Source organism: Embleya sp. NPDC001921 (genome assembly GCF_053594475.1).
In genome coordinates this window covers 348,076-374,021 of the sequence record NZ_JBSFEO010000001.1, presented here as the reverse complement: position 1 = coordinate 374,021, position 25,946 = coordinate 348,076, and the positions used below count along the sequence as shown (strand labels likewise).

General features: G+C 73.1%; 22 protein-coding genes and 1 pseudogene. 13 read left to right on the top strand and 10 right to left on the bottom strand.

Annotated features, from left to right (window positions below):
- Positions 1 to 63: 63 nt before the first annotated feature.
- Positions 64 to 666, top strand: a complete 603-nt coding sequence (locus ACWCPW_RS01545; RefSeq protein WP_449759543.1) for a TetR/AcrR family transcriptional regulator — start codon at positions 64 to 66, stop codon at positions 664 to 666.
- Between the two features lie 51 nt (positions 667 to 717).
- Positions 718 to 1,407: a hypothetical protein gene (locus tag ACWCPW_RS01540; RefSeq protein ID WP_449759542.1), complete on the top strand. Its 690-nt coding sequence runs from the start codon at positions 718 to 720 to the stop codon at positions 1,405 to 1,407.
- 57 nt (positions 1,408 to 1,464) lie between these two features.
- Here ACWCPW_RS01540 and ACWCPW_RS01535 read toward each other — a convergent pair whose 3' ends face one another.
- The 7 genes and pseudogenes from ACWCPW_RS01535 to ACWCPW_RS01505 all read right to left on the bottom strand — a co-directional run bounded on the left by ACWCPW_RS01535 (position 1,465) and on the right by ACWCPW_RS01505 (position 8,536).
- Complete coding sequence (locus ACWCPW_RS01535) at positions 1,465 to 2,937, bottom strand: TerD family protein (protein WP_449759541.1); 1,473 nt, start codon at positions 2,935 to 2,937, stop codon at positions 1,465 to 1,467.
- A gap of 126 nt (positions 2,938 to 3,063) precedes the next feature.
- A complete protein-coding gene (locus tag ACWCPW_RS01530) occupies positions 3,064 to 3,714 on the bottom strand; it encodes a response regulator (RefSeq protein ID WP_449759594.1) in 651 nt (216 codons plus the stop codon).
- Positions 3,711 to 4,028: an ATP-binding protein gene (locus tag ACWCPW_RS01525; RefSeq protein WP_449759593.1), complete on the bottom strand. Its 318-nt coding sequence runs from the start codon at positions 4,026 to 4,028 to the stop codon at positions 3,711 to 3,713. The genes ACWCPW_RS01530 and ACWCPW_RS01525 overlap by 4 nt, the downstream gene beginning before the upstream one ends.
- A gap of 142 nt (positions 4,029 to 4,170) precedes the next feature.
- A pseudogene (locus ACWCPW_RS01520) lies at positions 4,171 to 4,575 on the bottom strand (histidine kinase); the annotation flags it as partial.
- A gap of 10 nt (positions 4,576 to 4,585) precedes the next feature.
- A complete protein-coding gene (locus ACWCPW_RS01515; protein ID WP_449759540.1) occupies positions 4,586 to 7,150 on the bottom strand; it encodes an ABC transporter permease in 2,565 nt (854 codons plus the stop codon).
- Between the two features lie 406 nt (positions 7,151 to 7,556).
- The gene (locus tag ACWCPW_RS01510) at positions 7,557 to 7,877 is read right to left on the bottom strand and encodes a DMT family transporter (protein ID WP_406295243.1); all 321 of its coding nucleotides are present in this window, start codon (positions 7,875 to 7,877) and stop codon (positions 7,557 to 7,559) included.
- The gene (locus ACWCPW_RS01505; protein ID WP_449759539.1) at positions 7,877 to 8,536 is read right to left on the bottom strand and encodes an FMN-dependent NADH-azoreductase; all 660 of its coding nucleotides are present in this window, start codon (positions 8,534 to 8,536) and stop codon (positions 7,877 to 7,879) included. The genes ACWCPW_RS01510 and ACWCPW_RS01505 overlap by 1 nt, the downstream gene beginning before the upstream one ends.
- A 98-nt stretch (positions 8,537 to 8,634) precedes the next feature.
- Between ACWCPW_RS01505 and ACWCPW_RS01500 the strand changes: the two genes are divergently transcribed.
- Both ACWCPW_RS01500 and ACWCPW_RS01495 read left to right on the top strand, forming a co-directional pair.
- Entirely contained in the window at positions 8,635 to 9,285 is a 651-nt protein-coding gene (locus tag ACWCPW_RS01500) for a TetR/AcrR family transcriptional regulator (protein WP_449759538.1), read from the top strand.
- Positions 9,286 to 9,550: 265 nt separating this feature from the next.
- Positions 9,551 to 12,550, top strand: a complete 3,000-nt coding sequence (locus ACWCPW_RS01495; protein ID WP_449759537.1) for an NACHT domain-containing protein — start codon at positions 9,551 to 9,553, stop codon at positions 12,548 to 12,550.
- A gap of 32 nt (positions 12,551 to 12,582) precedes the next feature.
- On the opposite strand, the gene ACWCPW_RS01490 is transcribed toward ACWCPW_RS01495, so the two are convergent.
- The gene (locus tag ACWCPW_RS01490; RefSeq protein WP_449759536.1) at positions 12,583 to 12,918 is read right to left on the bottom strand and encodes a glyoxalase superfamily protein; all 336 of its coding nucleotides are present in this window, start codon (positions 12,916 to 12,918) and stop codon (positions 12,583 to 12,585) included.
- Between the two features lie 164 nt (positions 12,919 to 13,082).
- Here ACWCPW_RS01490 and ACWCPW_RS01485 point away from each other — a divergent pair, with 164 nt between their 5' ends.
- Positions 13,083 to 14,462: an NADP-dependent succinic semialdehyde dehydrogenase gene (locus ACWCPW_RS01485; protein ID WP_449759535.1), complete on the top strand. Its 1,380-nt coding sequence runs from the start codon at positions 13,083 to 13,085 to the stop codon at positions 14,460 to 14,462.
- A gap of 17 nt (positions 14,463 to 14,479) precedes the next feature.
- On the top strand, positions 14,480 to 14,824 hold the full coding sequence (locus tag ACWCPW_RS01480; protein WP_449759534.1) for a YkvA family protein: 345 nt from the start codon (positions 14,480 to 14,482) through the stop codon (positions 14,822 to 14,824).
- Positions 14,825 to 14,837: 13 nt separating this feature from the next.
- Here ACWCPW_RS01480 and ACWCPW_RS01475 read toward each other — a convergent pair whose 3' ends face one another.
- Positions 14,838 to 15,719, bottom strand: a complete 882-nt coding sequence (locus ACWCPW_RS01475; protein WP_449759533.1) for an acyl-CoA thioesterase — start codon at positions 15,717 to 15,719, stop codon at positions 14,838 to 14,840.
- Between the two features lie 125 nt (positions 15,720 to 15,844).
- Positions 15,845 to 16,387, bottom strand: a complete 543-nt coding sequence (locus ACWCPW_RS01470) for an arsenate reductase/protein-tyrosine-phosphatase family protein (protein WP_449759532.1) — start codon at positions 16,385 to 16,387, stop codon at positions 15,845 to 15,847.
- A 134-nt stretch (positions 16,388 to 16,521) separates the two neighbouring features.
- Here ACWCPW_RS01470 and ACWCPW_RS01465 point away from each other — a divergent pair, with 134 nt between their 5' ends.
- From ACWCPW_RS01465 to ACWCPW_RS01435, 7 genes are all read left to right on the top strand, one after another.
- Positions 16,522 to 17,826: a DUF5685 family protein gene (locus ACWCPW_RS01465; RefSeq protein WP_449759592.1), complete on the top strand. Its 1,305-nt coding sequence runs from the start codon at positions 16,522 to 16,524 to the stop codon at positions 17,824 to 17,826.
- Between the two features lie 328 nt (positions 17,827 to 18,154).
- The gene (locus tag ACWCPW_RS01460) at positions 18,155 to 18,964 is read left to right on the top strand and encodes a glycosyltransferase family 2 protein (RefSeq protein WP_449759531.1); all 810 of its coding nucleotides are present in this window, start codon (positions 18,155 to 18,157) and stop codon (positions 18,962 to 18,964) included.
- Entirely contained in the window at positions 18,961 to 20,442 is a 1,482-nt protein-coding gene (locus ACWCPW_RS01455; protein ID WP_449759530.1) for a glycosyltransferase family 2 protein, read from the top strand. The genes ACWCPW_RS01460 and ACWCPW_RS01455 overlap by 4 nt, the downstream gene beginning before the upstream one ends.
- Entirely contained in the window at positions 20,439 to 21,815 is a 1,377-nt protein-coding gene (locus tag ACWCPW_RS01450; protein ID WP_449759529.1) for a hypothetical protein, read from the top strand. Before ACWCPW_RS01455 ends, ACWCPW_RS01450 begins: the two co-directional genes overlap by 4 nt.
- The gene (locus tag ACWCPW_RS01445) at positions 21,812 to 24,745 is read left to right on the top strand and encodes a glycosyltransferase (RefSeq protein ID WP_449759528.1); all 2,934 of its coding nucleotides are present in this window, start codon (positions 21,812 to 21,814) and stop codon (positions 24,743 to 24,745) included. The genes ACWCPW_RS01450 and ACWCPW_RS01445 overlap by 4 nt, the downstream gene beginning before the upstream one ends.
- On the top strand, positions 24,742 to 25,086 hold the full coding sequence (locus ACWCPW_RS01440; protein WP_449759527.1) for a hypothetical protein: 345 nt from the start codon (positions 24,742 to 24,744) through the stop codon (positions 25,084 to 25,086). The genes ACWCPW_RS01445 and ACWCPW_RS01440 overlap by 4 nt, the downstream gene beginning before the upstream one ends.
- On the top strand, positions 25,083 to 25,922 hold the full coding sequence (locus ACWCPW_RS01435) for a polysaccharide deacetylase family protein (RefSeq protein ID WP_449759526.1): 840 nt from the start codon (positions 25,083 to 25,085) through the stop codon (positions 25,920 to 25,922). The genes ACWCPW_RS01440 and ACWCPW_RS01435 overlap by 4 nt, the downstream gene beginning before the upstream one ends.
- The last annotated feature ends 24 nt before the right edge of the window (positions 25,923 to 25,946 follow it).

Below are 25,946 nucleotides of genomic sequence, written 5' to 3'. Positions count from 1 at the left end.
TGAACGACGTTCTAACATGGCGGCAGGCGAGGTCCGCCGTCGAACGAACCAGGGGTGCTGAGCATGGCGGGGACACGGCGCAAGCGGCTGGAACAGCCCAGGGAGGTGGTGCTCCAGGCCGCGATGGACGCGATCGCCGAGCACGGCCTGGCCCAACTGACCATGGCGGGCCTGGGCAAGCGGATCGGGATCAGCGGCGGCCACGTCGCGTACTACTTCGGGTCCAAGGAACAACTGCTCGTGGAAACGCTGCGCTGGAGCGAACAGGGGTTCGCCGAGCGCCGGCGGGCGCTGCTGGCCGCGCCCGGGGTTCCCGCCGCCGAACGGCTCGCCGGCTACATCGACCTCTACCTGCCCGACGAGCGCGCCGACTCGCGCTGGACGTTGTGGCTGGAGGTGTGGACGCGCGCGCTCGGCGACCCGGAGGTGTTGGCCGCGAGCACGGAGATCGAGGGGCCGTGGATCGCGGACCTGCGCGCGATGATCGGGCCGCACCCGGACCCGGACGGGTACGTGCTGCGCCTGCACGCGCTGTTGGACGGGCTGGCCACCCGGATCGTGATCGGCGCGCCCGGCCCCTCGCGGGCCGAGATAGTGCGCCAGGCGAGCGAGTTCGCGGTCCGCGAGGCGTTTCCGGAATCGGGTGTAGACCACACGAACAGGTGATCGGCGGGCGAATCGCTCCCATTTCGGCGCGTTCGGCCGCATCGTGGGGGGATGACGTGGTGGCGCGACCCGAGGCGGCGGCTCGGGGTGATCTGTGCGGTCGTCGCGGTGCTGGTGATCGTCGGGCTGGTCCACCGGGACCGTGCGGATCGCACCGGTTCGGCGCCGGTCGAGGGCGCGCGGGTCGCGGCCACGGCGGCGGCGCCCGCCGAGTCGGCGCCGGTCCGGTCGCCGACCCCGCCGACGAAGCCGTCGCCGGTCCCCAAGCACGTGTTGCCCGACCTGGTCGGCGCCGACTTCCAACAGGCGTGGGACGGCGCCCGGCGGGCCGGCTACCGGTTCGTCACCTCGCACGACGCGGGCGGGCGCGGACGCCGGCAGTTCGTCTTCAGCAACTGGAAGGTGTGCGACCAAAGTCCCGGGCCGGGGCCGCTGGCCACCGAACTCCGGGTCGACCTGGGCGTGGTCCGGCACGACGAGAAGTGCCCGGCCGGTACCGCGCCGACCGCCGAGCCCAAGGTGGTCGACGGCCGGATGCCCGACCTGAAGGGCCGCGGCGTCACCGTCGTGCGCCGGGCCCTGCGCGGTGACACGCACGTCAAGGCGCGGGACCTGGGCGGGAGTCGGCCGGTGCTGATCGAGACGCACTGGGTGGTGTGCACCCAGCGGCCACCCGAGGGAGCACCGGTGTCGGACACGGTGGAGGTGGGCGTGGTCAAGTACGGCGAACACTGCCCGTGACCCCGCGCGGGCGGGCGCCGCCCGTCCGTCGGGGGTTCGCGCACCGCCGAGCCCCGATCAGTGCCCGAGTGCCTCGCGGGCCGGATCCACCAGCTTGCGCACCGTACGGCCGTCGGCGAAGCGCCCGAGCGCCGTCATCGACCACGCCGGGCCCTCGCGAACCAGCTTGCACATCAATACGGCTGTGCGCGGCTCGGTGGCGGACAGGTCGAAGCGGACCAACTCGGCGTCGGTGGTGTCGTCGACCAGGCGGCAGAAGGCGCGGGAGACCTCGGTGAACTTCTGCCCCAGGAACGAGTTCACGGTGAACACGAGCCCGGTGACCCGGGCCGGGAGCGCGTCGAGCCGGACCACGATCGACTCGTCGTCGCCCTCGCCGTCGCCCGTCAGGTTGTCGCCGGAGTGCGCGATCGCGCCGTCGAGGCCGGACAGCTTCATGAACCACACGGTCACGACCTTCTTGCCCTGCGCGTCGAACGCGATGCAGGACGCGTCGAGGTCGATGCTGCTTCCGGACTTCGCCGGGTCCCAGCCCAGGCCCATCCGGATCCGGGTCAACGGCGGCGCACCGGTCTTGACCAGCGAGACCGTCTGATCCTTGCGCAGGCTGACCCGGCCCTTGTCGAGATTGATCGGGCCGCCCGTTTGGGGTGCGCCGACCGGGAGCGGGGCGGTGCTCGCCGAGGTCGGAGCGGGCGTCGGGGCCGGGGCCGGCGGCGGCGGGGGCGGCGGCGGTGCGGGTGCCGGGGTGGGCTGCACGGTCACCGGGCGCCGGGGGATCGGCGGCGGGATCGGGGCGGACCTGGGCGGCTCGTGCGGCAACAGCGGGGCGGTCGGCGTCGGCGTCGTCGTTGCCGTCGCCGGAGGGGCCTCGGACGTCGGGGTCAGGGGGCGCGTCGTGGCCTGGGTCGGCGGCGGCGTGGCGGCCGGCGTCGGGGACGCAGCCTGCGGTCGGGTCCGCGCTTGCGGTTGCGGCCGGGTCGGTGCGCCGGCCGGTTCGGGCGAGGGGGTCGGCTCGTCGTCGACGGCGACGCCGAAGTCGGTGGCGATGCCCGCGAGTCCGTTGGCGTAGCCCTGGCCGACCGCGCGCACCTTCCACGCGCCGCCGCGCCGGTACAACTCCAGCAGCACCAGCGCGGTCTCCCGGCCCAACCCGTTCGGCGTGAAGGTGACCAGCGCCTCGCCGGCGGCGTCGCGCACGGTCGCGGTGGGCGGCGCCGTCCCGCCGAAGGTGGCCGGGGCGCCGGGACCGTCGTCCAGGCTCAGCGCCACCACGATGGTCCGCACGTCCGCGGGCACCGCCGCGGTGTCCACCTGTACCGCCGCCGGACGCCCCGGCTCGCCCGACCGGAGCCGGACGCCGGGCCCGGTCGGCTGGTTGTAGAAGACGAAGTCGGCGTCCGAGCGCACCTTTCCGGACCCGGCGAGCAGCAGCGCCGAGACGTCCACGGACGCCTGGGAGGCGACCTCCACCAGCACGGCGGCCACCGCCAACGGGCAGTTGCCACCCTTCGCGAGCGTCACCGACATGCGCACTCCTCCGGTTCGCGGATCCGACCCGGGCCGGACGCCTCCGAGGTTACCGAGCGGGCGAGCCCGCCGCAGCGAGCCCGCGCGAGTCGTGGACTCGCCGACCCGCGCCCCCGATCGGCCCGGTCAGCGGCGGATCAGGCCCGCGTCGTAGGCCAGCAGACCGGCCTGGGTGCGGTTCGCACAACCCAACTTGGCGAGCATCCGCGACACGTAGCTCTTGACGGTGGTCTCGCTCAGGAACAGGCGCTCGGCGGTCTGCGCGTTGGACAGCCCCTCGCCGATGCAGGTGAGCACCTCGACTTCGCGCTCGGTCAACGACGCGACGGCCGCCGCCGCCCGCTCGCGCGCCGCGTTGCGCCCCGAGGAGGCGGTGACCAGGTCGCGCGTCACCGCCGGGGACAGCACGGTGTGCCCGTCCATCGCGACCCGGACCAGGCCGATCAGGTCCTCCGGCGGAGTGTCCTTGAGCAGGAACCCGGCCGCGCCCGCGTGCAACACGCGCAGGATGTACTGCTCCAGTCCGAACGTGGTCAACACGATCACCCGCGGCGCGTTCGGCAGGTCGACGATCTCCTCGATCGCGGTCAACCCGTCCACTCCGGGCATGTGCAGATCCATCAGCACCAGATCGGGCCGATGGCGCAGGACCGACTCGACCGCCTCCGCGCCGTCGTACGCCTCGCCGATCACCTCGATGTCGTCGGCCACGCCGAGAATCGTGCGCAGGTGGGCACACACCATACGTTCGTCGTCGACGAGCAGGACGCGGATCATGCGTGGTCTCCGGTGGTGGTCGTGGCGGGTGCGCCGGCCGGCAGTACGGCGAGCAACTCGTAGCCGCCGTCCGGCAAAGGGCCGGTACGCAGCGTGCCGGACATCAGCTCGACCCGCTTGCGCAGACCGAGCAGGCCGCTGCCGCCCGTGCCCGGGGCGACCTCGGCGGCCCGGTCGGCAGCCGAGTTTCGCACGGTGATCCGCACCTCGTCGCCCAGGTGATGCAGCCGGACGCCCACCACCGCGCCCGGCGCGTGCCCGCGCGCGTTGGTCAGCGCCTCCTGGACGACCCGACGGGCGGCCCGGCCGATCACCGGCGAGGTCGGCCGCGGCCGACCGAGGATGATCAGGTCGACCGGGACACCGGCCGCGCGCGTCGGCCACCAGATCCGACACGTCGAGCACCGCGCACGGCGCGGCCGGCACCGAACCCACCTGCCGCTCCGACCGGGTCACCGCGACCAGACCGCGCAATTCCTCCAGCGCCCGACAACCGGCCGGACGCAGTTCCTCCGCCGACGCGCACACGTCCCGGTCCCGGGCCCGGGTGCGCAGGGCGCCGGCCTGGAGCACCATCAGGCCGATCCGGTGGGCGAGCACGTCGTGCGTCTCGTCCGCGATCCGGGCCCGTTCCCGTATCCGCGCGCACTCGAGAAGCAACGCGCGCTCGCGCTCGGCCCGTTCGGCCCGGTCCAGGCGCCTCCGGCGGCGGCCGGCGAGGTAGAGGCCGAGCAGCGCCGGCAGCAGGACGGCGGTCAGCGTCGGCGCGTTGGCGGCGGCCACCGGTCGCGGGGCCGCGGCCGACCGAGCGCCGACGAGGGACGCCGGCGCACCGTCGGAGGTCGCGGTGGTGTCGATCATCGACGGAGGATCATTCCGTGGAGATCGCGGCCAGGACGTTCATCCGCGAGGCCCGCAGGGCCGGCAGCAGCGCGGCCAGCAGGCCCACAACGCCCGCGCCGATCACGACCCCGACGATCGTCGGCCATGGGATGGTCAGCACGTCGAGTCCCTGGGACGCCAACATGCGCTGCGCCGAGACACCCCAACCCACCCCGAGCACCAGCCCGAGCACCGCGCCGAACACCGCGATCACCGCCGATTCCAGCCGGATCATCCGCCGGATCTGGACCCGCGACGCGCCGATCGCCCGGAGCAGTCCGATCTCGCGCGTGCGCTCGATCACGGACAGGGCCAGCGTGTTCACCACACCCAGGATCGCGATGACGATCGCGAGTCCGAGCAGGCCGTAGATCATGTGGAGCACCAGGTCGGTCTGGTCCCGCACGGTCTGCTTGTAATCCGCCTGATCACGCAGTCGCGCCTGCGGGAACGGCTCGAGCGCGCGGTCCAGGGCCGCCCGTACCCGCGAACTCTCGGATCCGTCCGCGGTGTTGGTCATGATCACCGAGTCGAGCAGCTCCGGGACCAGCTTGCTCAACGTGTCCAGGCCGACCATGCCGGTGCCCGCGTCGGCGATCCCGATCCCGCTGTCGTCGATCACCGCGCCGACCCGCAGCTCGGCGCTCCTGTTGTTGGGGGTGCGCAGGGTCACCGTGTCGCCGACGCCGAGGTGGTGACGGCTCGCGTACGACTTGGGCAGTGCGATCCGGCCCGCGGCCAGTCCGTCGGCTGCGCTGCCCGCGGTGTACTTCTGCTTCATCATCGCATCGATGCCCGGGTCGGCCCCGGTCACCGAGATGGTCTCGCTCGACCCGTCGAAGAGCACCTTCGCCTCGGTGTCGCGCCGGCGCACCACGTCGCTCACGCCCGGCACCTCGCGCACCGCCTCCGCGACCTGCGGAGCGAAGGCGAGCCCGCCGGTGCTCTCGAGGGTGAAGTCGGCGCCGAGGCGCTGGTCGATCTGCCTGCCCACCGAGTCCCTCATCGACGTGGCCACCACCGACAACGAGGCGACCAGCGCGACGCCGATCATCAGCGCGGCGGCCGTGGCGCCGGTGCGGCGCGGATTGCGCAGCGCGTTCTCCCGGCTGAGCCGGCCCACCGTGCCGAACAGGCGCGGGAACGTCCCGGTCAGCCAGGGGATCACCAGGCGGGCCAATACCGGCCCGAGCACGATGAACCCGACCAGGGTGCCGATCAGTCCGGCCCCCAGGGCCAGCCCATGGGCGGGGTCCAGCCTGGTCGCGGACGCGCCGATCGCCAGCGCGATCGCGCCGAGCACGGTGACCACGCCGCCGCCGATCGCCCGTCCGCGCAGCGACTTCGCCGGCGGGGCGCCGGCCTCGCGCAACGCGGCCATCGGGCTCACCCGGGCCGCCCGGCGAGCGGGCAGGTAGGCCGCGATCACCGTGACCACGACACCCACCGCGTAGGCGATGACCGGCGTCGCGGGCTTGACTTCCAGCGGTGTGCCCTCGAGGTCGACGCCGACCGCGCCCATCAGCGTCAGCAGGCCCTGCCCGAGCGCGAATCCGCCGAGCAGGCCCAGCGTGGAGCCGACCACCGCGAGCAGCAGTGCTTCCACGAGCACCGAGCGGTTCACATCGGCCCGACCGGCTCCGATCGCGCGCATCAGGCCCAGCTCGCGGGTGCGTTGGGCGACGAGCATGGAGAAGGTGTTGAAGATCAGGAAGGTGCCGACCAGGAGCGAGACGCCCGCGAAGCCGAGCAGCGCGTACTTGATCACGTCGAGCGCCTGGCCCAGGTCCGCGGAGGCGTCGTCGGCCTCCTCCTCCCGGGTCTTGATCTCGAAGCCCGCGCCGAGCTTGGCGGCGACCCGGGCCTTGAGCTCCCTCTGGTCGACGCCGGACCCGGCGGTCAGGGACACGGAGGTGATCACGTCCGGCTTGCCCAGCAGCCGTTCGCGGGCGGCGGTGCCGTCCAGGAAGAGCAGGGTCACGCCCGGGTTGATGGTCTTGTAGTCGGCCAGCCCGACCACGGTCGGGTCGAACGCGCCCGGCGCGGCGATCACACGCACCCGGTCGCCGACCGCGACCCTGTTGTGGTCGGCCGCGTCGCTGTCCAGGACGATCTCGTTCGGTCCCCGCGGTGCGCGGCCCTTGGTCAGTTCGACGCGGGACTGTTTGTCGGGGAACCAGTCGGCGGCCCGCACCTGGGGCTCCGAGGTCAGGCCGATCTTCCTGCCCCGGCCGTCGACGAGGATCACGTTGGTGACCGAGACGTCCGGATGCGCGTCGGCGACGCCGGGCACCGTGCGCACGGCGGCCACGGTCGTGTCGGGCAGGGTCGGCTGTTGCCCGGTGCGGCCGAGCCGGTCCTCGCGGAACTCCGACTCGGGCCTGACGGTGACGTCCGCCGCGGCGGTGCGGGAGAGCTCGTGGAAGGTCTTGCCGATCGTGTCGGTGAACATCAGGGTGCCCGCCACGAACGCGACCGACAGCAGGATCGCGAGCGCGGACAGGATCATTCTGGCCTTGTGTGCGAGGAAGCTGCGCAGCGTCGCCTTCAGCACGGCGGCGCCCTACTTCGCGGACCGGGCGAAGTGCCGCCCGGTCAGGGTCCGGGTACCCGACGCGCCGTCCCCGGCCCGATCGTCGCGATCGACGCGCCGGCACGCGCGGGGTGCGCCGGCGCCGCTCGACGCGGAAGTCGTGGTCGGGGGGCGCCGGCGGTTTCCGGGAGACATGCGGAGGGCTCCTTGGCATGGGGATCCTGACACCTCCTCAGCCTTCGGGTCGGTCGGGTGTGCTCGATAGCCGCGAAGGTGCGCGGCGTTGTCACCAAAGTTGCGTCCTCCTCGTCCTTTGTTGTCCCTGGTTGTCGACCCGCTTTCCGGTCCGGCGTCGTCGGCCCGCCGGCACTGTCGCGCTTCGCCGGCTCGCCGTCGTGGTCGCGGCTCACCCGGTCGAGGCCACGGCTCACCCGGTCGAGGTCAGCCGGGCCAGCACCAGGCCGCCCACGATCAGCGCGAGCGCCGCGATCCGCCCGGCGCTGAGCGCGTCGTGCTGAACGGTGATGCCCAGCGTGATCGCGCCGACGGTGCCGATTCCGGTGAACGCCGCGTACGCCGTACCCACCGGCAGGTCGCGCATCGCTACCGACAACAGGTAGACGGCCGTCGCGCCGAGCACGAAGCAGATCACCGTCGGCAGCGGCTTGGTGAATCCCTCGGTGGGCTTGATGCTCTGCGACCACACGACCTCGACGAGGCCGGCTCCGAGCAGGATCAACCAGGCCATCAGTACCCCTCCACGAGTGAGCGTCCGAGTTCCGCGGCGCGGGTGAGCGCGTCCGCGTGCGAGGACAGATGCAGGTCCCGGCGCTCGGCGAGGGTCGGGTCCACGAGCGAGTTGGTCAGTTCGGTACCGAGCACGATCGCGTCCGAGATCGCGTAGTGCCCGGTGAAGAAGTCGACGAGGTAGCGCGTCTGGTGGTCGAACGGCGCCCGGGGGGTACCCGGCAGGTACGAGCCGCCGCGGGCCGAGGCGACCACGAATCGGCGCGGCGCCAGCGACATCTTGGGGAAGGTGACCTGGTCGATCCAGCTCTTGAGCTGGGCGGGCACGCCGAAGTTGTACATCGGCGCGCCGATCAGTACGACGTCCGCCGCGACCAGTTCGGCCAGCAGCGGCTCGACCACGTCCCACGCCTTGCGCTGCTCGGGGGTGCGGACCGCTCGCGGGTAGTCGGCGATCTCGGTGATGCCCTCGCGCAACATCGTGTCGCAGATCTCGGTCCAGGCCTGGTCGATCGGCGGCACCGGGCGCGCGGTCAGGTCGCGGTGGGTGTACTCGGCGTCCGGCTGCGCGGAACGCCACGCGTCGGCGAAGGCCGCGCCCAGCGTCCGGGAGAAGGAGTCGGCGCGGGCGCTGGAGTCGAGGTGGAGGAGGTGCGGCATGGTGGCTCCCGAGGTTAAGTGGACGGGTCGTCCGCTTTCATGGGAGGACCGTAACAGCTAAGTGGACAGGCTGTCCACTTGTCGTTAGGGTGGGGATCATGACGAAACGCACCGACTTGCTCACGGGCCTTCCGGTCGCCGCGGACGGTGCGGCCCGGCCCCGGGAGCGCGCGGACGCCGCCCGGAACCGGGCCCGGGTCCTGGCCGCGGCCGAGGAACTGTTCGCGGCCGGCGATCCGGCCGAGGTCACCATGGAGGACATCGCCAAGGCGGCGGGCATCGGCCGCGGTACGCTGTACCGCCGCTATCCCGACCGGGCCTCCATCGCGCGCGCCCTGCTGGACGAGCACGAGCACGACCTGCAGCACCGAATCCTGCGCGGCGCGCCGCCGTTGGGCCCGGACGAGATCGATCCGGCCGAGCGCCTGGCGGCCTTCTACGCCGCGATGGTGGACCTGCTGGAGCGGCACGTGCACCTGCTCCTGGGCGCGGAGACGGGCAGTGCGCGCTACCGGACCGGCGCGTACGGCTTCTGGTACACGCATGTGCGGATCCTGGCGGCGGACCGCGCGGACCCCGAGGCGCTCGCCGACACGCTGCTCGCGCCGCTGGCCCCGGAGGTGTACCGGCGACAGCGCGAACAGGGCATCTCGGTGGAGCGGATCAAGCGAGGGCTGGCGGAACTGGCCAGGGGCGTCCTGGCGGGGGACCGGTCACGAGTGCGGCCGGACGCCGACCCCCGATCGTGAACGAGCCGGGCGCCGACCCGGGTGGCCGCGGCGCATCCGGACGGGCGGGTGAGCGCCGGGATGTTCCGGCTTCGCGACGGGCGCGTCGTCGACCCGCCGATCCGGCGCTCGGGCAGGCCGGGAGCGGCGCCGGCGTTCCGGTTGGACGGGGAGGTCCGAGCACGATCGAGCACCGTCTCGGCCGGCCCGATCGGATATCCCCACGCGATCATCGCCGATCGCGACATACTCGGGTTTCCGGTCGGCTCGGGAGGCGGGACGAGTGGTGGATCCGGTACAGGGACGCCTGTTGGCGACGGCGATCACGAGCACGCTGCGGCGACTGACCTCGGTGCCCCCGGGCGCGCGACTGGTCGAAGCGCCGGTCCGGATGGGTGGGCGCGTCGCGCGCCGCCGGGTACGCCGCGAGGTCGGCGTCGCCGACGTGGAACGACTGACGCGCACCCTGACCCGGCGACTGACCGACGTGGAACGGGACTTCGCCCGACTGGAACCGGCCGACGGCGAACTGATCGTCGCGGCGGTGGTGGCCACGCTCGGCGACGCGGTCACCATGGACGACGTACAGGCCGCGGGCCTGGACTCGACCGTGCTGCGGTCGCGGTTGGCCGCCCGCGCGCGGGGGTCGGCGCAGTCCGGGACGCCGCTGTTCGACGCACTCCTGGGCGAGTGTTGTACGCACATCGTGGACTTCTTCACCAAACAGCCGGAGTTCCTGGCCCGCACCGTGATGGAACAGGCGGTCGGCCAGGCGGAGTTGCTGCGCCGGGTGCCGGCGGAGGAGGACGTCGACGACACGTTCGACCGGCGCTACCGCGCGGGTCTGCGGGTCAGGCTGGATCAGGCCCGGCTGTTCGGGGTCACCGAACTCGACCCCCAGGACAGCACGTACGAGCTGACCACGGCCTATGTGAGCCTGGTCGTGCAGACCCGGCGCGAGCCCCGGCGGCGGTGGGACGACGACGGCGCGCAGGCGGACACCGCCCGCAGCCTGTTGGAGGACGCCCTCGCGCGCAGCGACCGGATGGTGCTCGAGGGCCCGGCGGGATCCGGCAAGAGCACGCTGCTGCGCCGGCTCGCCGTACACGTGGCCTCGGGGGACCTGCCGGCCAGACTGGCGTCCTGGACCGGCCGGGTGCCGTTCCTGTTGAAGCTGCGCACCATGGTCACGGAGGATCGACTGGTGTTGCCCGCACCGGCCGACTTCGTCGCCGCCTCCGGCTCCACGCTCGGCAGCGAGCAGCCCGCGGGCTGGGCGGCGCGCCGGATGCGCGACGGGCGGGCGGTGGTCTTCGTCGACGGGGTGGACGAACTGCCGGAGGGACACCGGGCGGACGCGCTGGACTGGCTGGAACAGTTGTGCGTGGACTACCCCGACGCGGCCTACGTGGTGACCTCGCGGCCCAGGGTGTTGTCCGAGCGGCGGCACCGGCGGCTGCGCCGGGCGGGCTTCGTCGCGGGGGAGCTCCAGGCCATGTCGAGCGCGCAGGTCGCGCTGTTCGTGGACCGCTGGCACCGGGCCCAGTGCGGTGACCCCGACGAACTGGCCGAGTGCGCCGAGCGGCTCAAGCGCACCCTGGACAGCCGCCGGGACCTGACCCGGCTCGGCACGAACCCCCTGCTGTGCGCGCTGATGTGCGCGCTGCACCGGTACGCGGACCAAGCCCTCCCCGAGGGCCGCACCGAGTTGTACCGCTCGGCCATGGCGATGCTGCTGGGCGGTCGCGAACGCGCCCGGCGGATCACCACGAGTCGAGTCCGGCTCCAGCCGACCCAGGCGGAGAAGGTGCTGGCCGCCCTGGCGATGTGGATGACGCTCAACGGCCGCCGATCGATCACCCGACGGGTCGCGACGGCGTGTGTGGCCGACGTACTGACCCGGTTCCGGCAGACCGTCGAGCCGCCGTACACGGCCGAGGAGGTGCTGGAGAGTCTGGTCGCCCGGAGCGGGCTGCTCCAGGAACCCGAGTCCGGCGTCTTCGAGTTCGGCCACGCGAGCTTCCAGGACTACCTGGCGGCACTGGAGATCGTCCGTGCCGAGCACCTGGACCACCTGATCAACCACGCGCACGATCCGCTCTACCACGACGTGTTGATCATGGCGGTCGGCCGAACCCAGGACGACCCGTCCCGGCAGCGGGAGTTGCTCGACGGCCTGATCGCGCGGGCGCAGGCGGACCCGGTGCACCGTGATCGGCTGTGGTTGCTGGGCGCCGCGTGTGTGTCGACGGCGGCGATGGTGGATCCGGAGCGGGCGGACCGGTTCCGCGAGGCGACGGCGGACCTGCTGCCGCCCAGGGATTGGGACGCGGCCCGGAACCTGGCCGCCGCGGGCGAGTTCGTGGTCGATCTGCTCGTCGACCTGACCCGGAACGAACACGTCTGCGACCAGGACACGCGAAGGATCCTGCACACCGCCTCGGAGATCGGCGGCGACGTCGTGATTCCGCTGCTGGCTCGCTTTCGGGACCGGGAATGGTTCGCGATCCGGTTGGACCTGGTCACGGCCTGGAGCGCGGTGACGGATCGGGAGCAATACTACGAAGCGGTGTTGAAGCACGTGGGATTCGCGGACCTGCATCTGCGGATTCCGGATCCGGCGACTCTGGCGCTCCTGGCCGGCCGCACCGACGTGCGCACCCTTCAACTGCCCGCCGAGACGTCGGAAATCCCCGCACGAGCTCTCGCCGCGCTCCCGAACCTCGTCTCGCTCTCCATCGTGGACACCCGGATCACGGATCTGGGTCCGCTGGTGGAAGTGCCCCACGTCGTCTCGTTGTCCCTCGGGTGCGGGCAACTCTCCGATCGAACGATGTTGGCACGGTTTCCCTGGATCACCGGCCTTCACTTCAACCGCGAGCCGCTGGACGACGCCGAGCTACTGCCGGACGTCCCGAATCTGCGGGACCTGTATCTGCACGACACGGCGATCGCGGATCTGTCGAGCCTGACGAAGTACCCGAGGCTGGAAACGCTCGGCATCATCCACACCCGGGTTGCGGACCTGGCTCCGTTGCGCGGGTTGCCCGTCCTGGACTGTCTGTACGTGGATCGATCGCCCGTGACGGACCTGGCCCCGCTGGCGGGTCTGTCGCGCCTGCGCACGGTCGGCATCTGCGGCGCGCCCGTGACCGACCTGAGTCCCCTCGCCGACCTTCCGGACCTGACCTGGCTCCGGGTCGACGAACGTCAACTCGGGCATCTCGGTGCGCTCGCCGAACACGTCGCCGGCGGTCGGATCACCTTGAAGGTCGGCATGGAGTGAAGCCACCGCCCGGCCGATCCGAGGTCCCGGGCTCACTCCTGCCTCGGCGTGCCCAACCGCAGCCGATTGCCGTCCGGGTCGCTCAGGTGAACCTCCCGGGCCCACGGCGCCTCCTCGACCGGGACACCGAATTCCCGGGCCACCTCGTCGATGTCGGCGACCCGAAGGTAGACCAGCGTGTCCGGCGTCGCGTCGCCGGTGTGCTCGCTGAGGAACAGGCGCACATCGCCCCTGGCGATCTCGACGAAGGCGGGGAGATCGGGTTCGAAGCGGTGCTCCCACTCCCGGACGAAGCCCAGCCGGGCGTACCAGGCGACGGACTCGGCCGCGTCGGCCACGCGCAGGACCGGGATGGCTTGTTCGTTCATGGCGGGCATGCTGCCAGGCCGCGGTGACAGGCGGTCGGCGCACCGGGCCGATCGGGGTGTTGTGTCAGCCGGTGCGGTGTGGGTAACGGGTCGAGCGGGGGCGCGCCGATCGGGTTCGGCGTCGCCGCCCTCGCCTTTCGCATCCGCCGTATCTGGAGGCTCTCATGGCCATCGCGTCCGTCAATCCGGCGACCGGGGAGACGCTCGAGGAGTTCGCCGAACTGGGCGAAGGCGAGATCGAGGCGCGCTTGGCGCGGTCCGACGAGGTGTTCCGGGCGCACCGGCGGGACCCGTACGACGTGCGCGCCGCGGCCATGCGTCGGGCCGCGGACCTGCTCGACGCGGAGAAGCTCGACGTCGCGGCGGTGATGACGGCGGAGATGGGCAAGACGCTCGCCGCCGCCGAGGCCGAGGTGGCCAAGTGCGCCCGGTTGTGTCGGTTCTACGCCGAGCGGGCGGCGGGGTTCCTGGCCGACGAGCCGGCCGACGCCGGCGCGGTCGGGGCGCGGCGGGCGTACGTACGCTACGAGCCGCTCGGTCCGGTGCTGGCCGTGATGCCGTGGAACTTCCCGCTCTGGCAGGCCATGCGCTTCGCCGCGCCCGCGCTGATGGCGGGCAACACCGGCCTGCTCAAGCACGCGTCCAACGTGCCGCGGACCGCGCTGTACCTGGGCGAGCTGTTCACCCGGGCCGGCTTTCCCGAGGGCGCCTTCCAGACCCTGCTGATCGGGTCCAAGCTGGTCGAGCGGGTGTTGTGCGATCCGCGCGTGGTGGCCGCGACGCTGACCGGCAGCGAGGGCGCCGGGCGCTCGATCGCGGCGATCGCCGGGCGCGAGCTGAAGAAGACGGTGCTCGAACTGGGCGGCTCGGACCCGTTCCTGGTGCTGCCCTCCGCCGACATCGAGGCCGCCGCGAAGACCGCCACCAAGGCGCGCACCCAGAACAACGGGCAGAGCTGCATCGCCGCCAAACGGTTCATCGTGCACACCGACGTGTACGAGGCGTTCGCCGAGGCCTTCACCGCGAACATGGCCGCGCTGCGGGTCGGCGACCCGACCGCCGAGGGCACCGACGTGGGCCCGCTGGCCCAGGAGCAGGGCGTACGCGATGTCAGCGCCCAGGTCGAGGACGCCAAGGCCAAGGGGGCCCGGGTGTTGTGCGGCGGCGAGCGGCCCGCCGGTCCCGGCTGGTACTACCCGCCGACCGTGGTCGCCGAGCTCACCCCGAAGATGCGGATGTACCGCGAGGAGGTGTTCGGCCCGGTCGCCGGGCTGTACCGGGTCGCCGACCTGGACGAGGCGATCGACCTCGCCAACGCGACCCCGTTCGGCCTCGGTGCCAACGCCTGGACCGAGGACGAGGCCGAACAGGAGCGCTGCGCGGCCGAGTTGGCGGCCGGTGCGGTGTTCGTGAACGGCATGGTCACGTCCTACCCCGAGCTGCCCTTCGGCGGGATCAAGACCAGCGGGTACGGGCGCGAACTCGCCCGGGAGGGAATCCGCGAGTTCTGCAACGCGAAGACGGTCTGGGTGGGCGGCGCCTGACGGGGCACACGACCCACGTGGACACCTGGGTGTGGATCGTGCTCGGCGTCGCGGCGGTCGTCTTCGTCGTGACGCTCGTGATCGTGGTCGTGCTGGTCCGCAGGCTGCTGCGGACCTGGCGGCTGGTGCGGGGGCCGGACGCGACCACGCGCGACCGGGCGCTGTTCCTCGGCGCGCTGATCTACGCGATCAGCCCGGTGGACCTGCTGCCCGACCCGATCCTGATCGACGACATCGCGGTGCTGCTGTACGCACTGCGCGAGCTCGGCCGGGCCGGCGGGGTCCGCGCGGGCGCGCGGCTCGGTGTGGACGCGCTCACCCGGCCGCACCGCGGCCCGGCCGGAAGACCCACGCCGCCGTGACCGACCCGCGCCGCTACCGCTGGCGGATCACCGCTTCCTGGACGACCGAGGCCACCAGTACGCCGTCGTGGTTGTAGAACTCGCCCATGGCCAGCCCGCGCGCGTCCTGGGCGGACGGCGAGGCCTGGGCGAACAGCAGCCACTCGTCGGCGCGGAACGGGCGCAGGAACCACACCGCGTGGTCCAGCGAGGCCATCTGGAGCTTGGCCGGATTCGTGATGTACGGCCGGGCCGCGGTGCCGGCCAGGGTCAGGTCGGACATGTAGGTCAGCCCGCACACGTGCAGCAGCGGGTCGTCCGGCAACTGCTTGGCGGCGCGCATCCACACCCGCTGGTGCGGGATGCCGTCGACGATGTGGGTGCCCGGCGACTTGTCCTGTGGGACGAAGCGCAGGTCCATCAGCAGCCGGGTCTGCGACTCCTCGTAGTGCGCGCGCTCCTCGGCGGACAACTTCTCGTACGGGTCCGGCAGGTCCTCCGGGAGCGGCACGTCCGGCATCGCGCGGCGGTGCTCCGGGGTCTCCTCGGCGACCTTGAAGGACGCCGAAAGGGTGAAGATCGCCGCGCCGTGCTGTACGCCGGTCACCCGCCGGGTCGCGAACGAGCGCCCGTCCCGGACCCGGTCGACCTGGTACACGATCGGCGCGGTGGTGCTGCCGGGCCGCAGGAAGTAGCTGTGCAACGAGTGCACGTGTCGGTCCGGGACCACCGTGCGGCCCGCCGCCACCAGGGCCTGCGCGGCGACCTGGCCGCCGAAGGCGCGCAGCGGCGCGCCGGCGTGGCACCAGCCCCGGAAGATGTTCTCCTCGATCTGCTCCAGGCGCAGCAGGTCGAGGAAGGTCTCGGCCCGGCCAGGGCCCTCGTCGGCAAGATCGTGTTCGGTCACGCTGCCCATGATGGACTACCGCCGCTCGGCCCGTCGCACCCAGGAACGACTTCACGATCGACCCGGCCGACCGGCCGCCGGTGATGCCGCCCTCGACCCGGACCGCCGATCTTGGAGGGTGGACGGCGTGCGGATCAGCGCGTGAGCAGCCCCGCCAGCCGCGCGGTGAGGTCGTCGGCCCGGGTGCCCATCACCCGGAACGACTCGATCGGCTCGCCCATCGGGTCGTCGAGTTCGTCGGCGGGTCGGGCCATTCGGTTCGCCGGTCGCAGGTCGTCCACCCGGGCCACCCAGTCGGCGAGCGGCAGTTCGCCGCGTGGGCCGAACTTCTCGCCCAACCGCACCAGTTCGCCGAGCAGGAAGGTGCGCGGCAGGGCGTCGGCGGCGAGCGCCTCGACGGCCCACTGGTGTTCGCGCGTCATGCCGATCACCACGTCGGCGGTACGCAGCAGGTCGACGGTGAGCTTGCGGCTGCGGTGCGCGCCCGGGTCGATCCCGTACTCGACCAGCACCAGCACGCTGTTGTCCGCCATCGGCCGGGCGTTCCAGTCGATGGTGCCCGCCGAGGACACCTCGGCCGGCAGCGCCGAGCCGGTCAGTCGGTGCCGCAGCATCGCCTCGACCACGGGGGAGCGACAGATGTTCCCGCTACAGACGACCAGTATCGATGCAGTCACGCGGCGGATCCTAAGGGGCCGCGGGTTGCCCGGCCGGCCCCACCCCGGGCCCGGAACCCGAACGGGGCTGACGGGTGATCAGTAGGCTGACTCGCCTGTGGGGGCGGAACGGCGCAGGGAAATGGGGCGAGGGGTTGTTCGGGATCATCCGGCCGTGCCGGCACCGGCTGACCGAGAAGTTGCAGAGCGAGTGGATGGCCCACCTGTGCGGGATGTGTCTCGCGTTGCGGGACGACCACGGACAGGCGGCGCGGATCGCCACCAACTACGACGGGTTGATCATCTCGGTCCTGGTCGAGGGGCAGTCCGCGCGACCCGCGGCGGAGGGCCGGCGCAAGGCCGGCCCGTGCCCGCTGCGCGCGATGCGCCGGGCCGAGGTCGCGATGGGCGAGGGCGCGCGATTGGCCGGCGCGGTGTCGCTGGTGCTCGCGTCGGCGAAGATGCGCGACCACATCGACGACGGCGACGGGGTGTACAAGCGCCGCGCGGTGGCGGGCGGCGCGCGCCGGGTCGCCGAGCGCTGGGCCCGCCAGGGCGCGGACGCCGCGTCGGACGTGGGCTTCGACACGGCCGTGATGGTCGAGGCGGTGGATCGGCAGGTCGAGGTCGAGGCGTCGGCCGGGCCGGGCGTGTCCGTGCTGACCGTGACCGAGCCCACCGAGACGGCGACCGCCGCCGCGTTCGCGCACACCGCGCTGCTGGCCGAACGGCCGGACAACGTCGAGTCGTTGGCCGAGGCGGGCCGGTTGTTCGGTCGGCTCGCGCACCTGCTCGACGCGGTCGAGGACATCCACGCCGACCGCGCGGCCGGGGCCTGGAACCCGCTGCTCGCCACCGGTACCGGGCCGGACGAGGCGCACCGGTTGTGCCGCGACGCGGCGACCGGGATCAGGCTCGCGCTGGCCGAGGTCGACTTCGTCGACGGCGTGCTCGCCCACCGGCTGCTCGTCCACGAGGTCGACGAGGCGATCGACCGGTCCTTCCGGCACGCGGGTTTCCCGGTCGAGTCGCCGTCGTGTTCGGTCGGCGGCAAGCACGGCAACGGCTGCGCCAAGCACGGCGAGCGGCCCGAACGACGCCTGGCCGCCCGGCCCGAGGGCTCGTGGCCGAACCGGCAACCGCCCTACCCGCAACCGCCGAACCAGGAGCCGCCGGGCAGCCCGTACGACCCGAACAGCCCGTGGGGTCCGCCCGGTGGCCCGACTCCGCCGCCTCCGCCGCCCGGCGGCCACAACGTGTTCGTCGCGTGCGCGATCTGGGCCGGGCTGTGCTGCACGTGCCAGTGGTGCTGCCGGGAGACGTTCGAGGATCCGTGCACCGGCCGGGAGCGCCAGGGCTGTTGCCACAAGTGCGACTGCGGGGACTGCTGCGACGGTTGTGAGTGCTGCGGCAACTGCTGTGAATGCGGTGAATGTTGCTCGTGCGACTGTTCGTGCTGATCGACCCTCGCCGTTCGGGTGCGTCGGACGCCCGGCGTCGCGTCCGGCAACACCCCGACGGGCGTGAAAAGTTGCCGAACCGCGAGGGGGCAAGGCCCTGATAAGCGCAAAAAATAGCCGAACTGGCATTCGACGGTAAAAACGCCCAACCGTAACGTCTTGGCAAAGCATCTTCGGTCCGATTGACCCTGCTTTCGCCACCCAACCACGATCAGCGATGACCGGGTGTCGTGCCATCGGCACCCGGCGTCACCGATCTCGGGCCGGTTTCGCCGGCCCGATGCCGTGTGTCCCCCCGGGGCGCGCGGCAGACGGGAGGGGGCCGGTCATGCACGACACGACGCACACGGCACACGCGACACGTCCGTTGCCCCGGATCGCCGAACTGCCCGGCGGCACACCGCTGCGCGCCGGGCAGTCGGTACCGGACCCGGTGCCGCGCGACCGGGTCACCCTGGTCGTGCCGGCCCGCAACGAGGCGCGCAACCTGCCCTGGGTGCTCCAGCAGATACCCGAAGGCGTCGACGAGGTCCTGCTCATCGATGGGGACTCCACCGACGCCACCTCGCTGATCACCCGCCGCTATCTGCCCGCGGCCCGGGTCATCCCGCAGTCCGGCCCCGGCAAGGGCAGCGCGCTGCGGACCGGATTCCGGCACGCGACCGGCGACATCATCGTCACCATCGACGCCGACGGCAGCATGTCGCCGCAGGAGATCCCGCACTACGTGCACTTCCTGACCAACGGCTACGACTTCGTCAAGGGCTCCCGGTTCGTCGGCGGCGGAGGTTCGCTCGACCTGACCACGCTGCGCAGCCTGGGCAACCACGCGCTGATGGCGCTGGTGAGCCGGCTCTACAGCTACCGACTGACCGATCTGTGCTACGGCTTCTGCGCGTTCCGGCGGTGCTTCCTGGAGCACCTCGACCTGCGCTCGACCGGCTTCGAGATCGAGGCCGAGATGATCGTCCGCGCGCTTCGCGCCGGGCTGCGCATCGCCGAGGTGCCCAGCCTCGAACTTCCGCGCCGCAGCGGCCGATCCAACCTCAACGCACTGCGCGACGGGCAACGCGTGCTGCGCACCGTGCTGCGTGAGCACGCCGGCGCGCGTGCGGTCCGTCCGAGGGAGGACGCTTGACCCCGCGACCCGAACCGGAGCCCGGCAGGCCCGACCCCGATCCGCTGCCGCTGATCCCGAGGCAGCGCCCGGCGGAGCGGAACGATCCGACGTCCGACCCGGAGCCGGCCGCCGCGCCGACCCCCGTGTTCATCCCGCGCCCGGCCGCGCCGAGCCGCTCGGCCGCCGACCGCGGACAACGGCCCGCCGACCCGAACGATCTCGTACACGTGCGGGTGCTCGACCTGACCGCCGGCGCCGCGCCGCGCCTGAGCACTCCCGACGGCCGGCCGGCCGACTGCCCCGCCGGCGCCGTGCTCGCGCTGGTCCGGCACAACGGCACACCCGTGGGCCTGCTGGAACTCGATCCGCCCGGGGCCGATCCGGACGGGGCCGACCCGTCCCTGTCCGGGGTCGACGTGCCCGGCGCGGACCCGGACCGCCTGATCGCCGCGGCCCGCGCCCGATTCGGCGCGCCCGCCGGACCCGACCACGCCCCCGAACCGCCGGGGCGCCGTGAGACACCGCGCGTCAGCGTGATCGTGGCGACCCGGGAGCGGCCCGAACTGCTCGCCGCGTGCCTGCGCACCCTGCTGTGGCAGACCTATCCCGACCTCGAACTGATCGTGGTGGACAACGCGCCCACCACCGACCGCACCGCGAGCGTGGTCCGAGGCGGTTGCGCGGGCCTGGTGCGCTACGTCCGCGAACCGCGTGTCGGCTTGGCGCTCGCGCACAACCGCGGCATCGCCGCCGCGACCGGCGAACTGCTGGCGTTCACCGACGACGACGTGCTGGCCGACCCCGGCTGGGTCGCCGGCCTGGTCGCCGGTTTCACCCGAGCCGGTCGGCCCGCGTGCGTGACCGGGCTGATCCTGCCCGCCGAACTGCGCACCCCCGCGCAACTGATGCTGCACCACCACGCGGGCTACGCCAAGGGATTCGAACCGGTGCTGTACGACGCCCAGGCGCCGCCGGCGGATCCGCTGTTCCCGTTCACCGCCGGACGCTTCGGTTCCGGTGCCAACATGGCCTTTCGGGCCGACACGCTGCGCGCGATGGGCGGCTTCGACCCGGCGACCGGGGTCGGCACGCCCGCGCGCGGCGGCGACGACCTGCTCGCGTTCTTCCGCACCATCGTGCGCGGCCACCGGATCGGCTACGAACCCGGCGCGCTGATCTGGCACCGGCACCGGGCCGATCCCGCCGCGGTGGTGCACCAGGTGCGCGGGTACGGCACCGGCCTGGGCGCCTATCTGACCGCCGCCGTACTGCGCGAACCCCGTACCTTCGGCGCACTCGCCCGCCGGGTGCCCGGCGGCCTCCGGTACGCGCTGACCCGCACCCGCACGCCCGGCCGCCCCGAAGCCCCCTGGCCCGCCCGCCTGGCCGGGCTGGAGCGCCGCGCGCTCGCCGCCGGTCCGCTCGCCTACCTGCACGCCCGCGTTCGTGTGCACGGCGTGCGTCCACCGTGGGAACACCCGGAGCGAGCCCGGTGACGCAGGCCCAGCTCCGTCGGCCGATCCGCATCCGCCCCGGGGTGGACCCGCTGCTGCGCAACGGCCATGTGCTGACCGTCGGTTCGCTGGTCACCTCGGCGTTCGGGGCGGGTTACTGGGCGCTGGCCACCCGGTGGTACGGGGACGCGACGGTGGGCCGCAGCTACGCCGCCGTGTCCGCGCTGATGTTGCTGTCGGGGCTCGGCCAACTCGGGCTGGGCAACGTACTCGTGCGCTTCCTGCCGCAGGCGGACCGGGACCGGCGCGCGCTGATCCGGGCCGCCTACGCCGCCGCGTTCGGCGCCACGCTGGTGGCCGTGTCGAGCTTCCTCGCGCTGATCCCGGTGTGCGCGCCCGGCCTGGGCTTCCTGCGCGAACCGGCGGCGGGCTGCTGCTTCGCGGCGACCACCGTGGCGTACGCGCTGTTCGCGCTCCAGGACGGCGCGCTCACCGGACTGCGCCGACCGGGCCTGGTGGTGGGCAAGAACAGCGGCTTCGCCATCGCCAAGATCGCATTCGTCGCCGCGTTGGCCGGCCTGCTGCCCACCCTCGGGATCCTGATGTCCTGGACGCTCGCACTGGTGACCACCCTGGTCGTGGTGGACGGTTGGCTGTTCGCGCGACTGCTGCCGACCCGCCGACGCGAGCCGGCGGGGGCGGGGGCGGCGGAGGCGGGAGCCGGGTTCGGCGAAGCGGGCGCGGACCCGGACCGGGGCGCGAACCCGGGAGCGGGACCGGCCGGCAGGGTGCCGCCCGGGCGTTCGATCGTGCGCTACGCCGGGTCCGACTACCTCGGTACGTTGTGCTGGTCGGCCGCGACCACGTTGCCGCCGATCATCGTGCTGGAGCACGCCGGCGCCCGGGAGAGTGCCTACTTCTCGCTCTCGTGGGTGGTCGCCAACACGCTCTACCTGATCAGTCTCAACATGGGCGCGTCCCTGTTGGTCGAGGCGGCCGGCGACAGTGCCGGCCCGGCCGCCGGTTGTCGGCGGGTGCTTCGACATACCGGAGCGCTGCTCGCGCTTGCGATCACTGCTCTCGTTGTCGGGGCGCCGCTCGTGCTGCGCGTGTTCGGCCCGGGCTACGCCCGAAACGGCTCCACGCTCCTGCAACTGCTCGCTCTGTCCGCGCTCCCGCACCTGGTGGTGTCCACCGCGATCAGCGCCTGCCGCGTGCTCGGCCGGATGCGCGTGGTGGTCGCCATCCAGGCCGGCCTCGCGACGGCCGTACTGACCCTGACCGTGGTCCTGTTGCCCGTCCTGGGCGTACTCGGCGCCGGCGTCGCATGGCTGGCCGCGCAGACCGCGACCGCGCTCGCCCTGCTGGCCGCCCGCCGGGTCTGGCTGCCCACCACCCCCGGGAGGCCCGCATGACGGAGACCCCACCGCGCACCAGGCGCCTGGCCTGGGTCGCCATCCGGGCCGAGGAGGCGGCCGTACGCCGGGCCCGGGCGGCCGGCGCCCGCCACTGTGTTCCGCCGGCGGACCGCACACCCCCCAGGCCCACCCTGACGGTGATCGTCTGCGCCTACACGATGGACCGCTGGGACGATCTGACCGCGGCGCTCGCCTCGATCCGGGCCCAGGACGAGCCACCCGCCGAGACGATCCTGGTCGCCGACCACTGCCACGAACTCGCCTGCCGCGCGGCCCGCGAGTTCCCCGACGTCACCGTGCTGCGCAACCGGGGCCGGCGCGGCCTCTCCGGGGCCCGCAACACCGGCGTCGAGGGCGCGCACGGCGACATCGTGGCCTTCCTCGACGACGACGCGGCGGCCGAACCCGACTGGACCATGCGCCTGCTCGACGGCTACGCCGACCCGAACGTGCTCGGTGTCGGCGGCCGGATCCGACCGAGCTGGGACACCGGACGCCCGGCCTGGTTCCCGGCCGAGTTCGACTGGGTGGTCGGCTGCACCTACCGGGGCATGCCCGAACACGCCGCGCCGGTGCGCAACCTGATCGGCGCCAACATGTCCTTCCGGCGCGGCGTCCTGCTCGACATCGGCGGGTTCCGCACCGACCTGGGCCGGGTCGGCACGCGCCCGCTGGGCTGCGAGGAGACCGAGCTGTGCATCCGCGCCGCGGCCCGGCACCGCGGCGGCAGGATCGGCTACGAACCGGCCGCCGTGGTCCGCCACCGCGTTCCCGCCGCACGCACCACGTGGCGCTATTTCCGGGCGCGTTGCTGGGCCGAGGGGCTGTCCAAGGCGGCGGTCAGCCGACACACCGGCACCGGCACCGCGCTCGCGTCCGAGCGCTCCTACCTGGCCTCGACCATCCCGCGGGCCCTGGTCCGCCCGTTCGCGCCGGACGCCGCACCGCCCAAGGCCACCATCCCGGCCGTGGTCCTGGGCGTGCTCACCACCGCGCTCGGCTACGCGACCGGGCGGCTGCGCGGGCTGGGCCAGGACCCGCGGCCCACCGTGCCGGCGCTCGCCCTTCGCGCGTTCGGCCTGCTCGCGCTGCCGATCGCGGCACTGCTGTGGGTGCTCGCGGTGCGGATGCCGGTCGCGGTGGACCGGATGGGCGGCCTGGGCCTGCTGGACGTGCTGCCGACGCTGTACTGGTGCGCGCTTGCCCTGCTCACGGCCGGCTTCGCGGCGACGCTGCTCGACCGGGCCGCCCGGGCACCGCGGTACGCGCTGTACACCTGCGCCCTGGTGACCATGCTGCACGCGACGCCCGCCGTGCTCTACGAGCACCTGCGCTACGCGTGGGCCTGGAAGCACGTCGAGGTGGTCGACCAGTTCCTGCGCACCGGTGAAACCCTGCCGAACGCGGGCGAGTTGGCGCCGTACCACCAGTGGCCGGGCTTCTTCGCCGAGGCCGCCGCGGCGGTCGAGGCGATCGGCGCGCCTGACGCGCTGACCATCGCCGCGTGGTCGCCGCTCGCCTTCGACCTGCTGCTGATCGGCCCGTTGGTCCTGCTGTACCGCACGTTCACCCGCAATCGGCGGATCGTGTGGGCGGCGGTGTGGATCTACTTCTGCACCGCGTGGGTCGGTCAGGACTACTTCGCGCCGCAGACCTTCGCGTTCGTGCTCTACGTGACGATTCTGGCGCTGGCCCTGGACCGCGATCGGCGCCCGCTCGCCACCTTCGGACTGTGTGCGCCGCTGGTACTCGCGGTGGTGACGGCACATCAACTCACCCCGCTGATGCTGGCGGTCGCGGCCGGCGCGCTGGCCTGCTCGCGCGCGCACCGCCAGATCGCGTTGCCGCTGCTCGGCTTCACCGCGGTCGCCGTGCTCGGCTGGGACCTGACCATCGCCCGGCCCTTCCTCTTCGAGCAATTCGGCTCCTCCTGGGCCCAGTTCGGCGACTTCCAGGCCAACGCGCACGCCGGGATGGTGAATCTGGGCACCGCCGAACCGGGACAGGTGCTGGTCGCCAGGGTGGACCGCGCACTGACCGCCGGGGTCGTGCTGCTCGCCGCCGCCGCGCTGATCCGCTGCCCACGGCTGCGCCGTTCGCCCGCCACGCTGCTGGCGATCGCGCCACTGCCGCTGCTGGCGGCCGGAGCGTACGGCGGCGAGATCATCTTCCGGGTCTACCTGTTCGCGCTGCCGGCGGTCGCGTTCCTGATCGCCTCGTGGGCGGCACCGCTGTTCGGCGACCGGGGCCGGCCGCGTCCGCGCGCGATCCTGCTGCCGGTGGTGTTCGCGCTGCTGCTCACCGGATTCGTCTTCGGCTACTACGGCAAGGAGCGGCAGAACCACTTCGTCGACGGCGAGATCGCGGCCCGGCGGTGGCTGGCGTCGGTGTCCGCGCCCGGCGACCTGATCGTCGCGGCGACCAACAACTTCCCCGGCGCCTACGCCGACTACGAGAAGCAGCAGCACCGTTGGTTCGCGATGGAGACCCCGGCCCTGCGCGAGGGCGTCGTGCGCGATCCGGTCGCCGGGTTGACCGCGCTGGCCGACGAGTACCCGGGCAGCACCGCGTACCTGTTCCTGACCGCCGGGCAACGGGCCGTGTGCGACCAGACCGGCCTGCTGCCGGCCGGCGCGCTGAACCGGATGGACCACACGCTCGCCACCGCGCCGCGCTTCACGGTGCTCCTGCGCGACCGGGACGCGGTGATCTACCGGATCGACCCGAGGGCAACGCCACGGCGGGCCGCGTCACCGCAGGCAGCGCCGCCACAAGCCATGCCACCGCAAGCCGCGCCGCCACAAGCCGTGCCACCGCAGGCAGCGCCGCCACAAGCCGTGCCACCGCAGGCCGCGCCGCAGCGAACCGTGCCGCAGCCCGCCGCCCCGGCCCGAAGCGCCCCGGCCCGAAGCGGCTCCGCCCGGTGACCCGCCCGATCCGCGCGGTGCTGCCCGCCGCGGCCGGCTGGCTCGCGTTCGGGGCGCTCGAACTGCCCGCCGAACACCCGCTGCGGGTGCTCGTGGTGGTCGCGTTCCTCGCGCTCGGACCCGGCTACGCGGTGGCCGGCGACGGTACGACCGCGCTCGCCACGGCGGTGACCTCGGTCGCCGGCAGCGCCGCGCTGGGCGCGTTGACCGCCGAGGCGTACCTGCTCGCCGGTGCCTTCTCCGCTCCCCGCGTGCTCGGCACGCTCGCGGGCCTGACCACCACCGCGGCGCTGATCCGCACCGTCGCGCACACGCAGGCGTCCCGAAGGGAATTCCGATGAGATCCGAGACCGCGGTTCCGGTGCTGCTCTACCACTGCGTACGCGACGATCCGCCGCCGTGGATCGCGCCGTTCACGATCGGCCCGGGCGAGTTCGGCCGGCAACTCGACCGGGTGCTGGCCAGCGGCCGGGTCCCGGTGGGCCTGGACCGCTTCACCGAGGCCCTGCACGGCGGGCGCGACCTGCCCCGACACAGCGTGCTGATCACCTTCGACGACGGATACGCCGACTTCGCCCGGTACGCGCTGCCGCAACTGGTCGAGCGGAACCTGCCCGCGACGCTCTACGTCACCACCGACGCGCTGTGGCCCACCCTGCGGCCACCGCTGCCGCCCGCCGCGATGCTCACCTGGGACGGCCTGCGCCGGATCGCCGACGCGCCGGGCCTGACCATCGGCGCGCACGGCTGCACACACCGCGAGCTCGACACCCTGCCGATCGAGCTGATGCACCGCGAGATCACCGACTCGCGGGAGCGGCTCGAAGCCGAACTCGAACGCCCGGTCACCTCGTTCGCCTACCCGTTCGGCTACAACAACGCCGCCGTGCGCGAGGCGGTCCGGCACGCGGGCTTTCGCACCGCGATGGCCGTGCGCGACGCGCACAGCTCGCGCGAGGACGACCCCTGGCGGATCTCCCGACTGCTGGTGCGCGCGGACACCGGCGCGGCCCGCCTGGACGCCTGGCTGGCCGGTACCGGCACCCGGGTCGCGCCGTTCCGGGACGGACTGCCCACGCTGGGCTGGCGGGCCTGGCGGCAGACCCGGGCGCGCTGGCGCGGACACCCCGACCCCTGGCAGGCACACCGCGACCCGGTGGTCGGCCGGGCCCGGTGACCCGGTGACCGGCCCGCCGCCGTG

What these genes read in the sequence shown, in the direction of transcription:
- ACWCPW_RS01545 (WP_449759543.1), top strand. Translation starts at nt 64, where the DNA reads ATGGCGGGGACACGGCGCAAGCGGCTGGAACAGCCCAGGGAGGTGGTG.
- ACWCPW_RS01540 (WP_449759542.1), top strand. Translation starts at nt 718, where the DNA reads ATGACGTGGTGGCGCGACCCGAGGCGGCGGCTCGGGGTGATCTGTGCG.
- ACWCPW_RS01535 (WP_449759541.1), bottom strand. Translation starts at nt 2,937, where the DNA reads ATGTCGGTGACGCTCGCGAAGGGTGGCAACTGCCCGTTGGCGGTGGCC.
- ACWCPW_RS01530 (WP_449759594.1), bottom strand. Translation starts at nt 3,714, where the DNA reads ATGATCCGCGTCCTGCTCGTCGACGACGAACGTATGGTGTGTGCCCAC.
- ACWCPW_RS01510 (WP_406295243.1), bottom strand. Translation starts at nt 7,877, where the DNA reads ATGGCCTGGTTGATCCTGCTCGGAGCCGGCCTCGTCGAGGTCGTGTGG.
- ACWCPW_RS01505 (WP_449759539.1), bottom strand. Translation starts at nt 8,536, where the DNA reads ATGCCGCACCTCCTCCACCTCGACTCCAGCGCCCGCGCCGACTCCTTC.
- ACWCPW_RS01500 (WP_449759538.1), top strand. Translation starts at nt 8,635, where the DNA reads ATGACGAAACGCACCGACTTGCTCACGGGCCTTCCGGTCGCCGCGGAC.
- ACWCPW_RS01490 (WP_449759536.1), bottom strand. Translation starts at nt 12,918, where the DNA reads ATGAACGAACAAGCCATCCCGGTCCTGCGCGTGGCCGACGCGGCCGAG.
- ACWCPW_RS01485 (WP_449759535.1), top strand. Translation starts at nt 13,083, where the DNA reads ATGGCCATCGCGTCCGTCAATCCGGCGACCGGGGAGACGCTCGAGGAG.
- ACWCPW_RS01475 (WP_449759533.1), bottom strand. Translation starts at nt 15,719, where the DNA reads ATGGGCAGCGTGACCGAACACGATCTTGCCGACGAGGGCCCTGGCCGG.
- ACWCPW_RS01460 (WP_449759531.1), top strand. Translation starts at nt 18,155, where the DNA reads ATGCACGACACGACGCACACGGCACACGCGACACGTCCGTTGCCCCGG.
- ACWCPW_RS01445 (WP_449759528.1), top strand. Translation starts at nt 21,812, where the DNA reads ATGACGGAGACCCCACCGCGCACCAGGCGCCTGGCCTGGGTCGCCATC.
- ACWCPW_RS01435 (WP_449759526.1), top strand. Translation starts at nt 25,083, where the DNA reads ATGAGATCCGAGACCGCGGTTCCGGTGCTGCTCTACCACTGCGTACGC.